We start from the raw sequence: 20023 nt of genomic DNA, 5'->3' as shown, positions 1-20023 counted from the left end.
GGAACTCCTCACCCCGGGGGATCGACAGGAGATCGCCGATGCCTCCAGCATGGCACCGTCCGCACTCCGCTGACAGGGTGCCGTCGGCCGTCCGGGGTGCGTGTTCCTACGAAGGGAAACTGATCACACGGTTACGTTGCCTGTGTGCTCGAGGCATCTTTTCTTCAACTTTCCGATCGCTCTCCGGCGGAGGGTGCGGTGTCCGTGTGGCCCGCGTGGGAGGTGCGGGAGGGCGAGCGGGCCACCCGGTGGCTCCATGTGCGGGTGGCCTTCCGTGACGGGGCCACGATCGAGGCGCTGGCGACGGTGTGCGAGGGGTGGGTCTGCGTGGAGGACGTCCAGGCCCGCCCGGCGCTCGCCCTGGAGGACCTGGCCGTGTTCGCCGACTGGATCGAAGGACCGCTGGCCGAGGCCTGCGGCGCCGAGCCGGAACCGGAACGCGAGGAGGACGCCGGCGGTGCGCACCGGGACGGCTCCGGCCCGTCCGGCGGGCGGACGCAGTGGCCGCTGGTGGCCCGCACCTACCGCGCGGCGCAGGAACGCGGCGCCGATCCGGTCCTCGCGGTGATGGACCGGACCGGATACAGCCGTCGCGGGGCGCTGCGGCTCATCGGGCGGACGCGCGACGCGGGTCTGCTCTCCCCGCGACACGCCCGCCGCTGAGCGGCCCGCCCTCCCGGCGGGGCGTCACAGCAGGTCGCGCATCCGGTTGATCTCGCTGGTCTGCTGCGCGACCACGTCGTCCGCCATCTCCTCGATCTGGATGTTGTTCCCCTCGCCCTTCACGTCCGTGGCCATGGTGATCGCGCCCTGGTGGTGCGTGATCATCAGCGTGAGGAACAACTGGTCGAAGGCCTTGCCCTCGGCCGCGCGCAACTGCTTCAGCTGCGCCTCGGTGGCCATCCCGGGCATCGTCGCGTGGTCGTGCCCGTGCCCCGATTCCTGCTCCGGCTTGCCGTGGGTGCGCAGCCAGCCCCGCATCGCGCCGATCTCCGGCTTCTGCGCGGCGGCGATCCGCTCGGCCAGCTTGACCACCTTCACCGACTCGGCGCGCCCGGGCGCGAGTGCGGTCATGTCCAGCGCCTGCGCGTGGTGCTGGATCATCATCCGCGCGTAGGACACGTCCGCGGAGTTGGGGGAGTCGTCCTCGGTGCGCTGCTGCTGGGCCTCCTCGGCCGACAGGGTCCGGTTCTCCTCGCCGGGCGCGCCGGGCGCGATCACCGATGGCCCGGTCGCGGGGGCCGACCTGGTGTCGTCCGCGTCCGAGTCGCAGCCCACGAGCCCGAGGACGGCCAGCGCGGTCAGCCCGGCGGTGACGACGGACAGGCGCGGCACGCGGCGGCGGTTGTGCACATGGACCTCCAGTGGCTGGCGGTGATCCCGCTCGGCGGTGGTGCGGAACACCTCGTGAGTGTCGGTGACCGTCCTAGCACGCTTCCGCGCAACTTTGATCAAAAAACTTTGTTGCGATGGTGTTGCCCCCTGTTGGTATGTGCATGTCGACGACGATACTGCCGGTGCCGAACCGTTCCGACGTGAACGGAACCAGGGAGGAAAAACAGTGATCCTGTTGAGCGTTTCCCGAACCCGGCGGAGACGGCTGGGAGTTGCCGCGGCGGCAGGTGGCCTGCTGGCCGCGCTGCTCACCGCGGCCCCCGCCGTCGCGATCCCCGATCCGGGGGACTCGCCCGCCGCCGCGAAGGACGTGTCACGCAGCGACCAGGCAGAGGCCCGGGCCGCCATCAAGAGCGGTGAGATACCCGGCCAGGACGAGGTCGTCCACTCCGCCAACATCAAGCATGTGGCCAACATCCCCAAGGACGTGCTGTCAGGCACCAACTCGGACCTGGCCTTCCAGGGCAAGTACGCCTTCGCGGGCAACTACGACGGCTTCCGCATCTTCGACATCAGCAACCCCAAGGCACCCCGCACGGTCGCCCAGGTGCTGTGCCCCGGCTCGCAGAACGACATCTCCGTCTCCGGCGACCTGCTGTTCCTGTCGACGGACTCCTCGCGCAGCGACAGCAGCTGCAACAGCACCACGCAGCCGGCCACCGAGAAGTCCTCCTGGGAGGGCATGAAGGTCTTCGACATCAGCGACAAGCGCAACCCGCGCTACGTCGCCGCCGTCGAGACCGCCTGTGGCTCGCACACCCACACGCTGGTGCCGGACCGCAAGAACGTCTACGTCTACGTCTCCTCGTACTCGCCGAACGCGGCCTACCCGGACTGCCGGCCGCCGCACGACGGCATCTCCGTGATCAAGGTTCCGCGCAAGGCCCCGCACAAGGCCGCCGTGGTCGGCTTCCCCGTGCTGTTCCCGGGTGAGGGCCCGGACGGCGGCGGCAACCCGGGCGCGCCCACCAACCCGGGCGTCTCCAAGACCACCGGCTGCCACGACATCACCGTGCTGCCCTCGAAGGACCTGGCCGCCGGCGCCTGCATGGGCGACGGCATCCTGTTCTCCATCAAGGACCCCGAGCGCCCGAAGGTCATCGACCGGGTCCAGGACAACGTCAACTTCGCGTTCTGGCACTCCGCGACGTTCAACCAGAAGGCCAACAAGGTCGTCTTCACCGACGAGCTGGGCGGTGGCGGCGCCGCCACCTGCAACGCGGAGATCGGTCCCAACCGCGGCGCGGACGGCATCTACGACATCGTCGGCAAGGGCGACCGCAGCAAGCTGGTCTTCCGCAGCTACTTCAAGATCCCCCGCCACCAGGCGGACACCGAGAACTGCGTGGCCCACAACGGCTCGCTGATCCCCGTCCGCGGCCGTGACCTGATGGTCCAGGCCTGGTACCAGGGCGGCATCTCCGTCTGGGACTTCACCAACTCCAGCAAGCCCAAGGAGATCGCCTACTTCGAGCGCGGTCCGCTCTCCACCGACCAGCTCGTCACCGGTGGTTCGTGGTCGGCGTACTACTACAACGGCTACATCTACTCGAACGACATCGCCAAGGGCTTCGACGTCCTGAAGATCGACGACAAGCGCACGGACGCGGCCCGCAAGGTCCACATGAAGGAACTCAACGTGCAGACGCAGCCGGACTACTTCGACTGAGTCCCCGGCTCCGTCGCGAAGAACCGGGCCATGTCCGTCCGGTCCTTCTCCTCCGTCCCGCCGGTCCCCTCGGGGTCCGGCGGGACGCCCATCTCCCAGTCCAGCCGGTAGCGCTTGAACAGCTCGGCGCGCAGCACCGGTACGGGCATCGGCGCCCCCGGCATCACGGCCGCGTACACGGCGCCCATCAACAGCGCCCGCAGCATGGGGTAGTCGGCGTCGACGTCGTCCGAACCGTGCCGGGCCACGGTGTCGCTGAGCAGCTCCGCCAGCCGCCGCTGTTCGGGACAGGGCAGGAAACCCTCGGCCTGCAGCAGCCCCGCCATGTGCCAGCGCATCAGCACCGGGCGCTCCCGCGCCAGGCCCAGGATCGCGTCGACGGCCCGCGCCATCCGCTCCCGGCCGTCCTCCGTGCGCGGCTCGCGCTCCAGCGCCTCCTCCAGGGTGCGGTGCATCAACCGGTGCACCGCGGACTGCACGAGCTGCCGCTTCCCCGGGAAGTAGTACGACACCAGACCTCGCGCGGAGCCCGCCCGGTCGGCGATGTCGGCCAGTGTCGTCGCCTCGTAACCGCGCTCGTCGACCAGCTCGACGGCCGCGTGCAGCAGCCGCTCCTTGGAACGCCGACGCAACTCTTCATTGACCAGGGCGCTGCGCGGGGACATGCTGGACTCCTGCGTTGACTGGTTGCCAGCCAACTATACTCAGCGCACCCGGACGGGCCCTTGGCGGGCCCGCTTCGGGCTGCCGTTCACCTCGGGCGACGCGGGGGATCGTCCGAGGTGAACGGTTCGGGGCGAGGCGGACGGTTCCGTGTGACCGACGGCGAGCCCGGGCCGCCGGTCCGCCCTCGCGAGTCCTCGCCGGTCACGGGCCGCAGCCGCCGGTGCACCGCGACCGCCGCGACCACCACCAGGGCGCCGAGCAGCCAGCCGCCCAGCACGTCCGACGGCCAGTGCACGCCGAGCCAGACGCGGGTGAGACCGACCCCGGTCACCGAGACGACCGCCACGGCCAGCGCCGTCCGCCACAGCGCGGGACCCGCCCCCCGACGGCGCAGCACCCACAGCAGCAGACCCAGCACCACCGTCGCGGTCATCGCGTGACCCGACGGGAAGGCGGCGTAGTGCGCCGTGTCGACCGGATCGGACCAGACCGGGCGCTCCCGGTCCACCACGGCCTTGAGTCCCTGTTGCAGCGCCGTTCCGACGGCCACCACCAGGACCAGCCACAACGCCGTCCACCGGGCCGCGTGGCGCGTGACCAGCCAGATCGCGGCCACCCCGCACAGCAGACGCATCGTCCAGGGGTCCCACACCCAGTCCGTCAGCACCCGCGCCGCCCGGGTCAGGCCCCCTTCCGTGACCGCCCAGCGGTGGGTGGTCCGGGAGATGTCGCCGTCCAGGTCCAGCAGGGGGCGCCACTCGGCGGCGACCAGCGCCAGCAGCAGGGCCGAGGCGACGGCCAGAACCGCTGCGGGAGCGGCCGCGGAGCGGGCCGGCGTTCGGCGCCGGGCGGGCCGGGGCGGTGCGGGGGCGTGGGGGGTGCGCATGGGGTGATCCTCGCCGACCGTAGGCGCCCGGGCCAGCAACCCGGCACGCCCGGTCCACTGGGGGCGCGGACCGGCCCGGTCCCGGGACGGTCCGGCCGCGTCGGGGCCGTCGTCTACCCCAGTGCCCGCAATCCCGGCAGGAACGCCACGAGGAGGGGAACCACCGGCACCAGCGACGCGACCGCCGTCAGCCGCAGCCGCCGTCCCGGAGTGAGCCGGTCCCGCGGTGCGAGCAGCCGGTGCACCCGCGCCGGGACATCCGCGCGGGACGCCGGTCCGGGGCCGAACACACCGCGGTCCTCGTTGAGTTCGACCAGGGCGAGGGCGGTGGTCAGCCGGCCGAAGCGGCGGGACGCCGTGTCGTCGGCGGCGAGTTCGACCAGCCGGTGCATCTCGTCGCGGAACGCGGAGAACACCGGCACCTGCGGGAAGCCCTCCGCCAGCGCCGACGAGCAGTGCAGCAGCCAGTCGTGCCGGGCCTGCGCGTGACCGCGCTCGTGCGCCAGCACGGCGTCCAGCTGGCGGCCCTTCAGCCGCCGCAACGCGGCGGTGGTGACGACCAGTTGGGGCGGGATGCCGGGCAGGCACCAGGCGTCGGGCCGGTCACCCTCCAGCACCACCAGCCGGTCGGACGTCGTCTCCTCGCCGGGCAGCAGCGGAGCCCGCCGCAGCAGCTCGGCACGGCGCGTCCGGCGCCGGGTCCGGGCCCGCGCGATCTCCCGCACCAGCATCGCCGCGCTCCACAGCCCGCCGCACGCCAGCGCCACCGCCGTGACATGCGCCCAGAGCCCCGCCGTCCCGAGTGTGTACGCCTCCACCACCGCGCCGGGCGCCCCGGTGAACACGTGGCCGCCCACCGCCCGCCAGGCGGCCGCCGCGCTGAACGTCATCGACAGGGCGCAGCACAGCAGCACCGCCGCGATCACGCACTGCCAGGCCCACAGGGCGACGATCGGCTCACGGTCCGGCCAGTCGGCCCGCGCGAGCAGCCGGGGACCCACGGCAGCGGTCAGGACGCCGAGCATCAGCAGGACCGCGGGGAGGATCATGGCAGCAGCCTAGAAGCGCGGACCGCCCGTGGATACGGACCCGCGGCAGGAAGTGACGCAGACAACGGTCACGCGCGGTGCCCGGACGGCCTCCTGCGCGCCCTCACATCGTCAGCAGCATCGCCACCATCGCGATCCCCATCGACAGCCGGCAGGCCCGCGCCACTTCCGGCCGGTCGCCCCAGTCGGTCGCCGGGCCTCCCGCCACGGCGGCCACGGGCACCAGCCGCGCGCCCGTCACCAGCACGTACGCGGCGAAGTACAGCAGCAGGACCCCGGTGAGCAGGGGGGTGCCCGCACCGCCGTGGTGCGCCCCGCCCGGGGTGGCCGCCATCGTCACGGCCATGTAGACCATCGCGCCCGCCCCCACCGCGTGGTGCAGATGGCGCGCGGAGGCGCGGGCCGACCACAGCGCGTGCAGACCGGCCGCCCCGAACACCGCCGCCCAGAGCGGCCAGGTCCAGGCCGGCGGGGTGAACGCCGCCGCAGGCACCGCCATCGCCGCCATCCCGAACCCCATCAGCGCCTCGCCGCCGGCGGCCCGGCGCTGTTCCTCCACGCCGCTGCGCATCCGCAGCAGGCAGTACATGCCGGTCGCCGCGCAGAGCGCCACCAGCAGCCAGCCGGACGATCCAGGTCCGTGCACGCGAGCCCCCTCATGCCGCTCCACCGGACGGTCAGGGGATGCCCTCGCCGGACGGCGTGTACGCGAGCGCGAAGGGGTACGAGGGGGGCTCCCGGGGGAGCGCGGCGGACCGCGGTGTGGACAGGACCCCCCTTGAACGACTCGCGGGGTCGGGTGAACGACTCTCGGGGTCGGGCGCCAATGATTTACCGGTAAAACACCTGTTAACATTGCTTCTCATGAGCAGTGCGACCCCCACCCCCACGCGTGTCCGGCGCCTCCCGGTCGTCGGCGCGCTGCGCCTCGGGCGGCCCTCCGACGTCTGGTTCAAACCGGCGTTCAGCGTGATCGCCGCCGTCGCACCGCCCAGCCTGCTCCTGCTGACGCTCGGCCGGCTCGACCTCGCGGTGTACACCATGGCCGGCTCCCTGTGCGCCCTCTACGCCCACAACCGCCCCTACGCCGCCCGGGCCAAGGTGCTGGCGGGAGTCGTCCTCGGCATGCTCGGCGGCCTCGCCGTGGCCCTGGTCTCCGCCTCCCTCACCCGCAACGCCGTGATCCTGGTGACCGTCGGCGCCCTGCTGGCCGCCCTGCAGAAGGTGGTGTGCGACGTGGCCCGGGTCGGGCCGCCCGCCCATGTGATCCTCACGTTCGTCAGCTCGGCCTCGCTGTTCGTCCCGCAGACCCTCGGCCAGGTCCCCGGCCACCTCGCGCTGTCCGCCGCGGCCGGTGTGTGGGCCTGGCTGGTGGGCATGGCCCCGGCGCCCTTCCGCCCGCACGGTCCGGAGCGGCGGGCCACCGCGCAGGCGCTGAACGCCACCGCCGCGTACGCCGAGGCCGCGCGGACCGGCGACGGGGCCTCCGGCGCCCGTTCCGCCGCCTACGCGGCCGTCCACGCCGCCTGGCAGACCCTGCTCGCGGTCGGCAACCGCCCTTCGGCCACGCGCCGCGCCCTGGAGCGGCTCGTCGTCCGCGCCGAGGTCGCGCTCGCCGCACCGGCCGACGCCGACCCCGCGCGCCTGCGCGCCTGGGCCGCGCGTACGGGGCACGGGCCGGATCCCGCGCACCGGAGACCCGCGCGGCGACGACCCGCGCACCGCGCCTCTGCCTGACGACGACCCGCGCACCGACGCCCCGCGCGGGGAGCGCGACGAGCTTCTGGGGGTGGCCGCCGAGCGCGCCACCGCGCCCCGCCCGCTGTGGAGCAGGCTCGGCCCCCTGGCCCCCATCGCCGTCCGTACCGCCCTCGGCTGCGCCCTCGCCGGCTACGCCTCCCTCGCCCTCGGCGCCGACCGCCCCTACTGGGCCCTCGTCACCGCGGCCTCCCTCTACCAGGCCAACATCACGCTCACCTGGAGCCGGGGCGTGCAGCGCGTCGTCGGCAACCTGGCCGGCGTGCTGCTCTTCGCGGCGATCGCCCCGGTCGCCCAGCTCGGCCCGCTCGCGCTCCTCCTGTGCATCCTGGCCTGCAACTTCGGCGCCGAGGCACTCATCGGCCGCAACTACTGGCTCGGCAGCGTCTGCGTGACCCCGCTGGCCCTGCTGGTCACCGAGCTGCCCGGTCACCAGCCGACCGGCGAGCTGGTCACCGGCCGCGTGGTGGACACCCTGGTCGGCGCCCTGGTCGGCTTCGCCGCCGCTGTGGCCGTCACCAACCGCCGGGCGGGCCGGCGCGTCGAGCGGTCGCTCGCCGCCGTCGACCGGGCCCGTGAGCACGCGGCCCGCCTGGTGGCCGCCCCCGGCACGACGGTCACGGACCTGGAGACCGCCCGGCGCGCACTCGCCGGCGCCGTGGTCGACCTGCGGGCGACCGCCGACGCCGCTGCCGGAGAATGGTGGCAGCGCGCCCTGCCGCAGGAGCGGGTGGTGCTCGCCGAGCAGGCGGCACACCGTACGCTCGCGGCCACGGTACGACGCCAGGGTCTGCTCCCCGACCCCGGCACCAGCACGCACACGGAGGACGCATCGCCATGACGGCGACCCACGGGCCATCGGCCGGCGACGCAGCACCCGCGACCGGCAGCGACCGTCGTACGGACCCCCCGGCCACCACCGGCGCCACGGACACGTCGGCGGCCGGCCGCGACACCGTCGCCGAGGTGGTCCGGCAGTGGCGGGCCGTCCACCCGGGCCTCGACACCGGCCCCATGGAGGTCATCGGCCGCATCAACCGCTGCTCGGCCCTCTTCCAGCAGGCCGAGGACGCCCCGCTGCGCCGGGCCGGACTGACCCGCCCCGAGTTCGACCTGCTCGGCGCGCTGCGCCGCACCGGCCACGAGCTGACGCCGAGCGAGCTGGCGCGGGAGACGTTCTCCTCGGGGGCCGCCGTCACCAAGCGGCTGAAGCAGCTCACCGAGCGGGGGCTGGTCGAACGCCGCGGTGACACGCGGGACCGCAGGGTCGCCCACGTCCGGCTCACCGACGCGGGCCGTGAGCTGGTGGACGGGATTCTCCCGGCCCAGCTCTCCTACGAGACCGCGGTGCTGTCGGGGCTCGACCACGCGGAGCTGGGTGATCTGGCCTCCCTGCTGGGTGGACTGCTGTCCCAGCTGGAGGGACGCCTCGGCGCGTTGCGCGCGTAAGGGCGGCCGTTCCCGGGGCTGCGCCCCTGGCCCCCTCGACCCTGGCGCCTCTCCGCCCCCGCGCCCCTTCGACCCTGGCGCCTCTTCGCCCCCGCGCCTCTTCGGCCCTGGCCTCTTCGCCCCGGCGCCCCTTCGCCCTGGCGCCTCTTCGCCCCCGCGCCCTTCGACCCTGGCGCCTCTCGGCCCTGGCGCCTCTTCGCCCCTTCCCGGCGCCTCTTCGACCCTGGCGCCTCTTCGCCCCCGGCGCCTCTTCGGCCCTGGCGCCTCTTTGGGCCCGGCGCCCTGTCGGCCCTGGCCCCTCTTCGCCCCCGGCGCCCTTTCGCCCCCGGCGCCCTTTCGGCCCCGGCGCCTCTTCGGCCGCGGCCCTCCTTCGGCTCCGGCCCCTCTTCGCCCCCTCTGCCGTGGCGGGCCTCGTCCTCGGTCGCCGGACGGGCTGGTCTCAGATGCCCGGCCGGTATCGCAGTGGGTGCTCGGCCGGAATCTCGACCAGGACGATCGGCGTGCCGTCCGGGTCCTCGATCCACATCTCGATCAGCCCCCACGGCTCCTTCACCGGAGGGCGGACGATCTCCACGCCCCGGGCCGCCAGTTCCTCCCGTGCCGCCTCGGCGTCCTCCACCTGGAGCCAGAGCCGGACATCGGGGGAGCCCGCCGGGGCGGCGTCCGAGCGGCCCGAGAGCTCCAGGAACCCGCCGCCCAGGAAGTACACGGTGCCGCGCTCCGGGCCGGTGCCGAACTCGCGGTGGACGGCGAGCCCCAGCCGCCGTCCGTAGAAGTCGCGGGAGCGCTCGGGGTCGGACGGGCGGAGCAGGACACGGCTGCTGAGTACATGCACCATGCCGCCGAGCCTAGGCCCTGGGCCCGCCGTGCCCGCCCGCCCGAGGCCCGTCCGGAGGGTGGACCGGCCCTTCGGCGGTCCGGAACGCCGGGTTAGTCTCTGCCCGTCCCAGCCAGGTCGAAAGAGCCGCACACGAATCAGGGGAACCGCGCCATGGGAACCGCCGCCGACACCGGACTGACCTTCCGCGACGCCACCGACGCCGACGTGGACGCCCTCGTCGGACTGGTCGAGTCGGCCTACCGGGGGGATTCGAGCCGGACCGGGTGGACCACCGAGGCGGACATCCTGCACGGGCAGCGGACCGACCCCGAGGGCGTTCTCGACGTCATCAAGGCACCGGACAGCCGGCTGCTCACCGTGGAGCGCGAGGGCCGGATCGTCGCCTGCTGCCAGCTCGAACACCGCGGCGAGCACGCCTACTTCGGGATGTTCGCCGTCGACCCCGCCCAGCAGGGCAGTGGCCTCGGCCGGACCGTGATCGCGGAGGCGGAGCGCCAGGCCCGTGAGGGCTGGGGCGTGACCGAGATGCACATGACGGTGATCTCCGTGCGCGAGGAGTTGATCGCCTGGTACGAGCGGCGCGGCTACCGCCGTACGGGAAGGACGACCCCGTTCCCGTACGGCGACGAGCGCTTCGGCATCCCGCAGCGCGACGACCTGGAGTTCGAGCTGCTGGTCAAGAAGCTGGCCTGAGCCTCGTACGGCGGCCGGCCGCTCACGCGGTGAAGCGGCCGGTGCGTTTGATCTCCGGGTAGTCGGTGGTCGCGCCGTCCAGCCCCAGGGCCCGTACCAGCCGCAGGTGGTCCTGCGTGTTGACCACCCAGCCGAACACCGACAGGTCCGCCTTGCGGGCGTGCTCCACGATCTCCAGGGTGATCCGGCGGATGTTCAGGCACAGCCGCGAGGCGCCGACGGCCACCGCCCGGTCCACGACATCGGTGCCGGTGGGGGTCCCCCCGCTCGGGGTCGTCCGGGAGTGGGGGAGGCCGGACACGAGCGCCGTGCGCACCCCGGGCACCAGCCGGGCGATCTCGGCGATCGCCTCGTCGTGGAAGGACGCGACCTCCACGCGGTCGGCCAGCCCCCGGTCGTTCATCACCTCGGCCAGCGCCCGGGCCGCCCGGACGTCCTTGATCTCCGCCTGCAGCGGCGTCCGGACCGCGTCCAGCACCTCCGTGAACAGGGGAACGCGCTCGCCGCGCCCGGCGTCCAGGGCGCGCAGTTCGTCGAGGGTCTTGTCGGCGATGGCGCCCGTGCCGTCCGTGGTGCGGTCCACGCGCGCGTCGTGCATGACCACGAGCGCGCCGTCCTTGCTCAGGTGCAGATCCAGTTCGATGACGTCGAGGCCCGCCTCCTGGGCCGCGACGAAGGACCTCAGGGTGTTCTCGGGCTCGACACCCATGACTCCGCGGTGACCGATGGTGAGGAAGTTCAAGACGCGACTCGCTTCCGTCGACGGCGGCGGGGGGCCGCGTCCCTGCGGCCCTCTGGGACCGTATCGCCTCTGCCCGTGTCGTCCAGAGGCTGAACCCGGAACGCATGGAGCGCCGCCGGACGGGGTAGGCGGCAGGAAAAAATGCGGTGGCGCCCCGGGTGGGGCAGGATAATTTCCTGAGGTACCCCTTGCTGGGAGAAACGCCCTGTGTATACGGTCAGGCGTACGCAAGGTTCTCCTGTGGAGGATGGGACATGACGGAAATTCTTGTGCAGCAGGGTTCGGGGGAGCAGGTTCCTTCGACGACCAGGGTGGTGGAGCACCCGGCCTGGCCCGTGCTCAAGGATGCCGTGGAGCGGATCCGGCCCTGGCAGTCCAAGGACGGCTCGATCGACTTCGAGGCCGAGGGCGCCCCTTCCCGCAGCGACGCGGAGCACGCCGTACGCACCGTGATCGGCGCGGTCGACGAGCTGTCGCCGCTGCTCCCGCACGACCGTGCGTACCACGAGGCCCTGGGCAAGGACCTGGCCCGCTGGGCCGAGGGCGGCTTCGAGGTGCCGGACTTCCTCGACTCGCTGCTGGCCTTCCAGCCGGCCGCGCGGCGCGAGGACGGCCTGCAGCACCTGGTCGTCTTCCCGATGTACACGCAGAACGGCAACCCGGACCGCAACCTCGAGGCGGTCGTGTTCCGCATGGTCTGGCCGGACTGGCTGGCCGAGCTGGAGCGCACCCGCTACGACAACCCGCTGTTCTGCGGCATCACCTTCGAGGGCTTCACCGCGGGCTACGACACCAACTCCGCGGTGCTCTTCCCGGAGACCATCGCCGTGCGCGAGGCCCCCGAGCGCTTCACCTGGGGCGCCATCTTCTGCGACCGCGAGGCCGCCCGCTTCCGCCGGGTCACCGAGGCCGCCGTCGACATCCTCGGCCTGAAGCTTCCGGAGGACGTCGCCGCCATGGTCCACGACCAGAAGCGCTGCGAAGAGGCCTTCGTGCTGTGGGACATGGTCCACGACCGCACGCACAGCCACGGCGACCTGCCGTTCGACCCGTTCATGATCAAGCAGCGCCAGCCGTTCTGGATGTACGGCCTGGAGGAGCTGCGCTGCGACCTCACCGCCTTCAAGGAGGCCGTGAAGCTCGCCGGCGAGGGCGTCCCGCAGGCCCGTGACGTGCAGGTCGCGGTCCTCTTCGACCGCATGTTCCGCTTCCCGGTGACCGGCGAGCGGGTGCGCAACTACGACGGCCTCGGCGGCCAGCTGCTCTTCGCCTACCTGCACAAGCACGACGTCGTCCGCTGGACCGACAACAAGCTCTCCATCGACTGGGAGCGCGCCCCGCAGGTCACCAACGAGCTGTGCGCGGAGATCGAGACGCTCTACCGCGACGGCATCGACCGCCCCAAGCTCGTCCACTGGTTCGCCGGCTACGAGCTGGTCTCCCGCTACCTCGCCCCGCACCCCGGCTCCACGTGGGCCAAGGGCCCCGAGGCCATGGACCTGTCGCAGCCGCCGCGGAAACTCGTCGATGACGTGCTTCCGGACGAGTTTCCGCTGAGCATGTTCTATGAGGCCCTGTCCAAGAAGCTGAAGAAGGTGATCGCCTCCACCCGGGGCATCACGGCGGACGGTGCCGAGCGGGTCGCCGCGTGAGCGATCTCGTCCACAACACTGCTCAGGAGGCGAGAACCATGGGGAACGGGGCGCTCGAGGGTGCGGTGATCGCGGTGGCCGGCGCGGGCGGGCCCGCGGGACGCGCGGCGCTGCTCAGGCTGGCCGAGGCGGGAGCCATCGTCGTCGGTTCGGACAACGACCCGGAACGGCTGGCGGAAGCGGTCGACGCGGCGCGCTACGCGCACGGCGGCGCCACCGTCACCGGGGAGACGGTCGACCTGCTCGACCTGGAGTCCACCCGGGACTGGGCCGCCCGCACCGAGAAGGAGTTCGGCCGGGTCGACGGCCTGGTCCACCTCGTCGGCGGCTGGCGCGGCAGCGAGACGTTCACCAAGACCAGCCTGGACGACTGGGACTTCCTGGAGCTGCTGCTGGTGCGCACCGTGCAGCACACCACGCTCGCCTTCCACGAGGCGCTCCAGCGCAGTGAGCGCGGCCGCTACGTCCTGATCAGCGCCGCCGGCGCCACCAAGCCCTCGGCGGGCAACGCCGCGTACGCGGCCGGCAAGGCCGCCGCCGAGGCCTGGACGCTCGCCATGGCCGACTACTTCCGCAAGGCCGGGGGCGAGCAGGGGCCGACATCGGCTGCTGCGATCCTGGTGGTGAAGGCGTTGGTGCACGACGCGATGCGCGCCGACCGCCCCAACGCGAAGTTCGCGGGCTTCACGGACGTCAAGGACCTGGCCGAGGCCATCGTCGGGGTCTGGGACAAGCCCGCCGCGGAAGTGAACGGAAACCGTCTGTGGCTGACCGAGAAGCCGTGAACCCGCCGAGGACCGACGCGCGTCGTCATCACGACCCGGACGTCCGCGGTTTCGCCAGCGACAACTACGCCGGGGCCCACCCGGAGGTGCTCGCCGCCCTGGCCCTGGCCAACGGCGGGCACCAGGTCGCGTACGGCGAGGACGCCTACACCGAGAACCTCCAGCGGGTGATCCGCAGCCACTTCGGGCCCACCGCCGAGGCCTTCCCGGTCTTCAACGGCACCGGGGCCAACGTCGTGGCGCTCCAGGCGGTCACCGACCGCTGGGGCGCGGTGATCTGCGCGGAGAGCGCCCACATCAACGTGGACGAGGGCGGCGCGCCGGAGCGGGTCGGCGGCATCAAGCTGCTCACCGTGCCGACCCCGGACGGCAAGCTCACCCCGGAGCTCATCGACCGGGAGGCGTACGGCTGGGACGACGAGCACCGGGCGATGCCGCAGGTCGTCTCGATAGCCCAGGCCACCGAGCTGGGCACGGTGTACACCCCGGACGAGATCCGCGCGATCTGCGAGCACGCCCACGCGCACGGCATGAAGGTGCACGTCGACGGCTCCCGGCTGGCCAACGCCGCCGCCACGCTGGACGTGCCGCTGCGCACCTTCACCAACGCGGTGGGCGTCGACCTGCTCTCGCTGGGCGGCACCAAGAACGGCGCCCTGTTCGGCGAGGCGGTCGTGGTGCTGGACCCGGACGGCATCAAGCACATGAAGCACCTGCGCAAGCTGTCCATGCAGCTCGCCTCCAAGATGCGCTTTGTGTCGGTGCAGTTGGAGGCACTGCTGGCCCGGGATCTGTGGCTGCGCAACGCGCGGCACGCCAACGAGATGGCCCAGCGCCTCGCCGAGGGCGTGCGCGCGGTGCACGGCGTGGAGATCCTCCACCCGGTGCAGGCCAACGCGGTGTTCGCGCGGCTGCCGCACGACGCGAGCGAGCGCCTGCAGAAGCGGTTCCGTTTCTACTTCTGGGACGAGGCGGCCGGCGACGTCCGCTGGATGTGCGCCTACGACACCACCGAGGACGACGTGGACCGCTTCGTGGCCGCCCTCAAGGAGGAGATGGCCCGCTAGCAGAGCATGCATAGGTATGCGACCGGCCGAAAAAGCATTGACGCTCGGCCGGTCGCGTACCTATGCTCCGACGCCATGCGGCTGATTCAGGAGAACCCGGACCTCTCCGCCTACTTGGCGTCCGACGAGGCGATCGACCATCACCATCCACGGGTCCGGGAGGTGTCCGCCCGTCTGGCCGCCGACGTCCGCGATTCGTATGAGTATGCGCAGGCGGCCTTCGAGTACGTACGCGACCGCGTGACGCACTCGCAGGACGCCGGGGATCCCCGCGTGACGTGGCGCGCCTCCGACGTGCTGGAACAGGGCACCGGCGTCTGCTACGCCAAGGCCCACGCGCTGGCCGCGCTGCTGCGCGCCGAGGACATCCCGACCGCGCTCTGCTACCAGGAACTCGGCGTGGTGCACGGCCTGGTCGCCGTGCGGTTCCACGGCGCCTGGCACCGGCAGGACCCGCGCGGCAACAAGCCAGGAGTGGACGCGCGGTTCTCCCTCGACGGCGAGCGGCTGGCCTTCACGCCCGATCCTTCGTCCAACGAGATGGACCACCCGGTCTTGTATGCTGCACCGCACCCGGCCGTGCTGCACGCTCTCCGCAGCGCCTCCGGCCGGGCGCACCTGTGGGCGACGCTCCCCACCACCCTCCGAGAACAAGGCTGACCATGACCTTCGCCCCGACCGTGTCCGACGAGGTACGGACCCTCGTGCCCGGCTTCACCCACGTCGCCGTCGAGGCGCACGGACTGGTCAACGGGCCGAGCACGGAGGAGAGTTCCGCGTTGCTCGACGAGGCCGCACGCCGGCTCGCCGCCCGGCTGGACGGGCGCGCCCCGCACGAGGACCCGCACATGACGGCCTGGCGCACGGCCTACACCGCCTTCGGCTCCAAGCCCTCCCGCACCCGGAACTCGGCCGAGGCCCTGGCCAAGCGCGCCCTCTCGGACGCCGGCCTGCCCCGGATCAACCTCCTCGTCGACGTCTACAACGCCGTCAGCGTCGCCCGGCTGATCCCCGTGGGAGGTGAGGACGCCGACCGCGTCCAGGGCACGATGCGACTCGTCCGGGCCACCGGCCAGGAGGACTTCGTGACGGTCGCCGGGGGAGAGGAGACCGTCGAGCACCCCGACCCCGGCGAGGTCGTGTGGTGCGACGACCTCGGCGTCACCTGCCGCCGCTGGAACTGGCGCCAGGGCCCGCGCACCCGGCTCACCGAGGAGACCACCTCGGGTCTCTTCCTCCTGGAGAGCCTGCCCCCGACGACCTCCGACGAGATCGAGGAGGCGGCCGCCGAACTCGCCGCCCTCCTGGAGAAGTTCAGCCCGGGAGCGAGGATCACGGTCCATCCGGCCGGATGAGGGCGAGGTCGTCGCCCGACGCGTCCGGCACGGAGCCGCGCCCGGCCTCCCCGGCCACCCCCTCGACCCGGGCGAACAGCCGCCGCTGAAGCCCCACGTCGCCCGTCGCCGAGATCCGGTCCACGGCGTCCAGAAGAACGCCGGTGTCCCAGCGGGGGAGCGGGTACCGGTCGAGCTCCCACCGCAGGTACTTGTGGTACGGCCGGGGACGCCGGTTGAGCGTGAACAGCAGCTCGAGCAGGAACCCGAGGCTGTCGGCCGCGTCCAGGCGGGCGGCGAGAGCCTGGCCGTCCCGGTGGTTCTTGACGCAGCGGTAGAGGGAGTGACGTAGGCGTCCAGGAGCGTGCCCGCCGTCCGGAGCGCCTCGCCGGCGTCCAGGAGGGCCTTGTCGGCGAGGATGCGGGCGATGCCACCGTCGAGCCGGTCGAGCACGACCCGGGCACGGGCGAGGGCGTAGCGTTCGAACCCGGTCACCCCCGCCGCGCGGAACTCGGTGAGCGACACGACCACCAGGTCCAGCTCGGCGCCGCGACGGCCCGAGAAGCGGCTGAGGGCGGTGGCGGCGTCGTCGGCGAGGACCACGTACAGGTCGTGGTCGGAGTGGCGGGTGGTCACGCCGTCACGGGCCCGGGAGCCCTTGAGTACCAGGCCGACGACGGCCGGATCGGCGGTGGCGAGCGCGACGAACGCGCCGTGGGAGAGCTGCGGATGCGCGGTCATGAGGCGAACCTTCACGGGTGAGGACGGGCAGGCCGACCGGGGCGGCCGCACGGAGCCGCCCCGCACCGTCTGCGGCGGCACGCGGCCGCCGCCCGGAAGATCAACGCACGCCCGGGACCCTGCCCGCCACGCCGCGCGAACGCGGCAGGTCCCGGGCCGTGCTGTGCACGGCCCGGGACCTGAGAAGGGGCCTCAGTGGGCCTCGGCCTCGCGGACCTGCTCCGGGGTCGGGGCCGTGCCGCCGAGGTGGGCCGGCATCCACCAGGTGTCGTCGTCGCCGCGGGGCCGCACCGGGTAGGCCCGCTGGGCCGCCTCCAGCAGCTCCTGCACCCGCTCGCGCAGCTGACGCGTGATCGCGCCCGCGTACTTGTCCTTGGAAGCCTCGATCGCCTCGCCCACACGGATGGTGACGGGGATGTGGCTGCGCTTGAAGTTGCGCGGGTGGCCCTTGGTCCACAGCCGCTGGGTGCCCCACACCGCCATCGGGATCAGGGGGACGCCCGCCTCCTGCGCCATGCGCGCGGCACCGGACTTGAAGCTCTTCAGGGTGAACGAGGGGGAGATCGTCGCCTCCGGGAAGACGCCCACGATCTCACCGGACCGCAGCGACCGCAGCGCGTGCTCGTACGCCGCCTCACCCTGCTTGCGGTCCACCGGGATGTGCTTCATGCCGCGCATCAGCGGGCCGGAGACGCGGTGCCGGAACACCGACTCCTTGGCCATGAAGCGGACGAGCCGCTTCTGCGGGAGCGCCGCCAGCCCGTTGAAGACGAAATCGAGATAGCTGATGTGATTGCTCACCAGCACGGCGCCGCCCGAGCGCGGGATGTTCTCCGACCCCTGGCAATCGATCTTGAGGTCCCACGCCTTGAACAGGGTGCGGGCGAAGCCGATCACGGGCCGGTAGACAAGTTCTGCCATGGGCGGGTCAGAACCCTTCCTTCTCTGCCTGGGAAGGAAGCTCCCAGTCGAAGTTACGCAGCCGTAGGTTTACGGCCTGTCGCTGATGCTGCCCCAAGAACGGCCGGTGAACCAGTCCCGAGGGTGGTGCGCGGCGGAGATTCTCGTCACGTTCCCTTGATCGACCTCGGGTTTTGCGGGGCGGGCGGGAATGTTCGCGGTCCCAGGGACGCTGGAGGGCGTTGACGGCGTAATCCAGGGCGGGAGCGGAAGCGTGCGAGGCAGTGACGACACGGGACGGCCCGACGAGGACGGCGCAGCGCCCACCGCTCTCGCTGCCGAACTCGGCACCGCCCTCGGCGAGCGCGCCACCCTCGTGCAGTTCTCCAGCGCCTTCTGCGCGCCCTGCCGGGCGACCCGCCGGGTGCTGGACGAGATCGCCGGCATGCTCCCGGGCGTGACCCACGTGGAGATCGACGCCGAGGCCCGGCTGGATCTCGTCCGGCGCCTCGAGATCGTGCGCACCCCCACCGTGCTGGTGCTCGACGCGGGCGGCCGGGTGGTGCGGCGGGCCGCCGGACAGCCGCGCAAGGCCGATGTGATCGCCGCGCTGGGCGCGGCCCTGTGAACCCCGTCGCGATCATGGTGAGACATCTCCCATCCACGCGGGCCGGCTTGACGCTGTGCGGCGGTTGTCGTCAGCCTGACGGCATGTCGTCGGGACTCCTCGGCCGCCGTCGGGTGCCCGGCCCTCTCCCCGGCCGCCCGCGCACGCGTGTGCGCCGACCGGGCCGGTGAGCAGCCGCGAACCCGCTCGTGATCCCTCCCAGAAGGACTGTTCGATGACGGCAACGTCCGACCTCGGTACCGCCCGGCCCGCCTCGCCCGACCTGCTGCGCTCCGTCTTCCGCCGGCATCCGGCGGGCGTCGCCGTGGTCACGGCGCGCGGCCGCTCCGGTCCGGTCGGCTTCACCGCCACCTCACTCGCCTCGGTGTCCGCCGAGCCCCCGATGCTGTCGTTCGGTGTCGCCACGGGCAGTTCCAGCTGGCCGGTGATCGCGGCCAGTGACCATGTCGGCGTGCATCTGCTGGGGGAGCACCAGGAGGAGCTGGCGGCCACCTTCGCCCGCCGGGGCGCGGACCGCTTCGGTCCGCCCACCGCCTGGCGCGAGGGGCCGGAGGGGGTTCCCGTGCTGGAGGGGGTGCCGGCGTGGATGGTGTGCCGGGTGGAGGCACGGGTGCCCGCCGGCGACCACCGGATCGTGCTCGCCGAGGTGCTGTTCGGCGACCCCACCGGTCACGGGCGTCCTCTCGTCTACCACCAGGGACGATTCAGCGGTCTGCCCGACTGAGGGGTACCGGTCCTCGGTCGCGGGCAGGAGGAGTTCCGGTTACGCTGCGTTGCGAAGGTCACAGTTCAAAGCGCTTGCTTAGCGGGCAGGAACTGGATGTACTGACGAGTAATATTTCGATCGGAGCGTGGGTCGCCCCGACCGGGACCGCCCGCTTGTGGCGCCTATGCTGCCTGCAGGCAGGCAGCCAGAAATGACGATGCAGTAGGAGAGCCGGCGTGAGCTTGAGGATCGTTGTCACTGTGAAGTACGTGCCCGACGCCACTGGCGACCGGCACTTCGCCGATGACCTGACCGTCGACCGTGACGACGTGGACGGTCTGCTCTCCGAGCTGGACGAGTACGCGGTCGAGCAGGCGCTGCAGATCGCGGAGAACTCGGACGACGACGTGGAGGTCACCGTCCTGACCGTGGGCCCCGAGGACGCCAAGGACGCGCTGCGCAAGGCGCTGTCCATGGGTGCCGACAAGGCGATCCACGTCGAGGACGACGACCTGCACGGCACCGACGCCATCGGCACCTCCCTGGTGCTGGCCAAGGCCGTCGAGAAGGCCGGCTACGACCTGGTCGTCTCCGGCATGGCCTCCACCGACGGCACCATGGGTGTCGTACCGGCGCTGCTCGCGGAGCGCCTCGGTGTGCCGCAGGTGACGCTGCTGTCCGAGGTGTCCGTCGCGGACGGCACGGTCAAGGGCCGCCGTGACGGCGACGCCGCCTCCGAGCAGCTCGAGGCGTCCCTCCCCGCGGTCGTGTCGGTCACCGACCAGTCGGGCGAGGCTCGTTACCCGTCGTTCAAGGGCATCATGGCGGCCAAGAAGAAGCCGGTGGAGTCCTGGGACCTGTCCGACCTCGACATCGACGAGGACGAGGTCGGCCTGGAGAACGCGTACACCACCGTGGAGTCGGCGGCCGAGCGTCCCGCCCGCACCGCGGGCACGATCGTCAAGGACGAGGGCGAGGGCGGCAAGCAGCTCGCCGAGTTCCTCGCGGGCCAGAAGTTCATCTGAGCCGCACGGCACGGCTCGCTCACCGCCCCTCATACTT

20 protein-coding genes and 2 pseudogenes are annotated in these 20023 nt (G+C 72.4%); 13 read left to right on the top strand and 9 right to left on the bottom strand.

Features of this window, described 5'->3' with window-relative positions; genetic code table 11:
• Nucleotides 1-198 precede the first annotated feature (198 nt).
• Nucleotides 199-663: a DUF6214 family protein gene (locus tag F3L20_RS22665; RefSeq protein WP_150155932.1), complete on the top strand. Its 465-nt coding sequence runs from the start codon at nucleotides 199-201 to the stop codon at nucleotides 661-663.
• A 24-nt stretch (nucleotides 664-687) separates the two neighbouring features.
• Here the strand turns inward: F3L20_RS22665 and F3L20_RS22660 are convergent, their stop codons facing one another.
• Nucleotides 688-1326, bottom strand: a complete 639-nt coding sequence (locus tag F3L20_RS22660; RefSeq protein ID WP_206338938.1) for a DUF305 domain-containing protein — start codon at nucleotides 1324-1326, stop codon at nucleotides 688-690.
• A gap of 235 nt (nucleotides 1327-1561) precedes the next feature.
• Here F3L20_RS22660 and F3L20_RS22655 point away from each other — a divergent pair, with 235 nt between their 5' ends.
• The gene (locus F3L20_RS22655) at nucleotides 1562-3064 is read left to right on the top strand and encodes an LVIVD repeat-containing protein (protein ID WP_150155931.1); all 1503 of its coding nucleotides are present in this window, start codon (nucleotides 1562-1564) and stop codon (nucleotides 3062-3064) included.
• On the opposite strand, the gene F3L20_RS22650 is transcribed toward F3L20_RS22655, so the two are convergent.
• The 4 genes from F3L20_RS22650 to F3L20_RS22635 all read right to left on the bottom strand — a co-directional run bounded on the left by F3L20_RS22650 (nucleotide 3052) and on the right by F3L20_RS22635 (nucleotide 6311).
• A complete protein-coding gene (locus F3L20_RS22650; protein WP_145825980.1) occupies nucleotides 3052-3729 on the bottom strand; it encodes a TetR/AcrR family transcriptional regulator in 678 nt (225 codons plus the stop codon). The two genes, F3L20_RS22655 and F3L20_RS22650, sit on opposite strands and share 13 nt — an antisense overlap.
• Nucleotides 3730-3815: 86 nt before the next feature.
• Complete coding sequence (locus F3L20_RS22645) at nucleotides 3816-4616, bottom strand: phosphatase PAP2 family protein (RefSeq protein WP_150155930.1); 801 nt, start codon at nucleotides 4614-4616, stop codon at nucleotides 3816-3818.
• 113 nt (nucleotides 4617-4729) lie between these two features.
• Nucleotides 4730-5665, bottom strand: a complete 936-nt coding sequence (locus F3L20_RS22640; RefSeq protein ID WP_150155929.1) for a M56 family metallopeptidase — start codon at nucleotides 5663-5665, stop codon at nucleotides 4730-4732.
• 103 nt (nucleotides 5666-5768) lie between these two features.
• Nucleotides 5769-6311, bottom strand: coding sequence for a DUF5134 domain-containing protein (locus tag F3L20_RS22635; protein ID WP_150155928.1), 543 nt, complete (start codon nucleotides 6309-6311; stop codon nucleotides 5769-5771).
• A 218-nt stretch (nucleotides 6312-6529) separates the two neighbouring features.
• Between F3L20_RS22635 and F3L20_RS22630 the strand changes: the two are divergent.
• Nucleotides 6530-8264 (top strand): annotated as a pseudogene (locus F3L20_RS22630) (FUSC family protein).
• Complete coding sequence (locus F3L20_RS22625) at nucleotides 8261-8872, top strand: MarR family winged helix-turn-helix transcriptional regulator (RefSeq protein ID WP_150155927.1); 612 nt, start codon at nucleotides 8261-8263, stop codon at nucleotides 8870-8872. The pseudogene F3L20_RS22630 and the gene F3L20_RS22625 overlap by 4 nt, the downstream one beginning before the upstream one ends.
• A gap of 439 nt (nucleotides 8873-9311) precedes the next feature.
• Here the strand turns inward: F3L20_RS22625 and F3L20_RS22620 are convergent, their stop codons facing one another.
• On the bottom strand, nucleotides 9312-9710 hold the full coding sequence (locus F3L20_RS22620) for a VOC family protein (protein ID WP_145825974.1): 399 nt from the start codon (nucleotides 9708-9710) through the stop codon (nucleotides 9312-9314).
• Between the two features lie 153 nt (nucleotides 9711-9863).
• Here F3L20_RS22620 and F3L20_RS22615 point away from each other — a divergent pair, with 153 nt between their 5' ends.
• Nucleotides 9864-10406: a GNAT family N-acetyltransferase gene (locus F3L20_RS22615; RefSeq protein WP_150155926.1), complete on the top strand. Its 543-nt coding sequence runs from the start codon at nucleotides 9864-9866 to the stop codon at nucleotides 10404-10406.
• A gap of 22 nt (nucleotides 10407-10428) precedes the next feature.
• Here the strand turns inward: F3L20_RS22615 and F3L20_RS22610 are convergent, their stop codons facing one another.
• Nucleotides 10429-11148, bottom strand: coding sequence for a glycerophosphodiester phosphodiesterase (locus F3L20_RS22610; protein ID WP_150155925.1), 720 nt, complete (start codon nucleotides 11146-11148; stop codon nucleotides 10429-10431).
• A 254-nt stretch (nucleotides 11149-11402) separates the two neighbouring features.
• Between F3L20_RS22610 and F3L20_RS22605 the strand changes: the two genes are divergently transcribed.
• The 5 genes from F3L20_RS22605 to F3L20_RS22585 all read left to right on the top strand — a co-directional run bounded on the left by F3L20_RS22605 (nucleotide 11403) and on the right by F3L20_RS22585 (nucleotide 16007).
• Entirely contained in the window at nucleotides 11403-12800 is a 1398-nt protein-coding gene (locus F3L20_RS22605) for a DUF6421 family protein (protein WP_150155924.1), read from the top strand.
• 38 nt (nucleotides 12801-12838) lie between these two features.
• Nucleotides 12839-13585, top strand: a complete 747-nt coding sequence (locus F3L20_RS22600; protein ID WP_150155923.1) for an SDR family NAD(P)-dependent oxidoreductase — start codon at nucleotides 12839-12841, stop codon at nucleotides 13583-13585.
• Complete coding sequence (locus F3L20_RS22595; RefSeq protein WP_150157466.1) at nucleotides 13582-14652, top strand: threonine aldolase family protein; 1071 nt, start codon at nucleotides 13582-13584, stop codon at nucleotides 14650-14652. Before F3L20_RS22600 ends, F3L20_RS22595 begins: the two co-directional genes overlap by 4 nt.
• A 75-nt stretch (nucleotides 14653-14727) precedes the next feature.
• Complete coding sequence (locus F3L20_RS22590) at nucleotides 14728-15312, top strand: transglutaminase-like domain-containing protein (protein ID WP_150155922.1); 585 nt, start codon at nucleotides 14728-14730, stop codon at nucleotides 15310-15312.
• Between the two features lie 2 nt (nucleotides 15313-15314).
• Nucleotides 15315-16007 (top strand): B3/B4 domain-containing protein, encoded by a 693-nt coding sequence (locus F3L20_RS22585; RefSeq protein WP_150155921.1) that lies wholly within the window; start codon nucleotides 15315-15317, stop codon nucleotides 16005-16007.
• Here F3L20_RS22585 and F3L20_RS22580 read toward each other — a convergent pair.
• Nucleotides 15985-16727: pseudogene (locus F3L20_RS22580) on the bottom strand (hypothetical protein). The gene F3L20_RS22585 and the pseudogene F3L20_RS22580 sit on opposite strands and share 23 nt — an antisense overlap.
• A 192-nt stretch (nucleotides 16728-16919) precedes the next feature.
• Nucleotides 16920-17648 (bottom strand): lysophospholipid acyltransferase family protein, encoded by a 729-nt coding sequence (locus F3L20_RS22575; RefSeq protein ID WP_150155920.1) that lies wholly within the window; start codon nucleotides 17646-17648, stop codon nucleotides 16920-16922.
• 253 nt (nucleotides 17649-17901) lie between these two features.
• Between F3L20_RS22575 and F3L20_RS22570 the strand changes: the two genes are divergently transcribed.
• The 3 genes from F3L20_RS22570 (at nucleotide 17902) to F3L20_RS22560 (ending at nucleotide 19986) form a co-directional block, all read left to right on the top strand.
• Entirely contained in the window at nucleotides 17902-18255 is a 354-nt protein-coding gene (locus F3L20_RS22570; RefSeq protein WP_150155919.1) for a TlpA family protein disulfide reductase, read from the top strand.
• Nucleotides 18256-18469: 214 nt separating this feature from the next.
• Nucleotides 18470-18979: a flavin reductase family protein gene (locus F3L20_RS22565; RefSeq protein ID WP_150155918.1), complete on the top strand. Its 510-nt coding sequence runs from the start codon at nucleotides 18470-18472 to the stop codon at nucleotides 18977-18979.
• Nucleotides 18980-19197: 218 nt separating this feature from the next.
• Nucleotides 19198-19986 carry an electron transfer flavoprotein subunit beta/FixA family protein gene (locus F3L20_RS22560; RefSeq protein WP_150155917.1) on the top strand — a complete coding sequence of 263 codons (789 nt, stop codon included), beginning with the start codon at nucleotides 19198-19200 and terminating at the stop codon, nucleotides 19984-19986.
• The last annotated feature ends 37 nt before the right edge of the window (nucleotides 19987-20023 follow it).

The organism is Streptomyces tendae (assembly GCF_008632955.1).
Taxonomy (GTDB): Bacteria; Actinomycetota; Actinomycetes; order Streptomycetales; family Streptomycetaceae; genus Streptomyces.
This window is presented reverse-complemented; position numbering and strand designations above follow the sequence as displayed.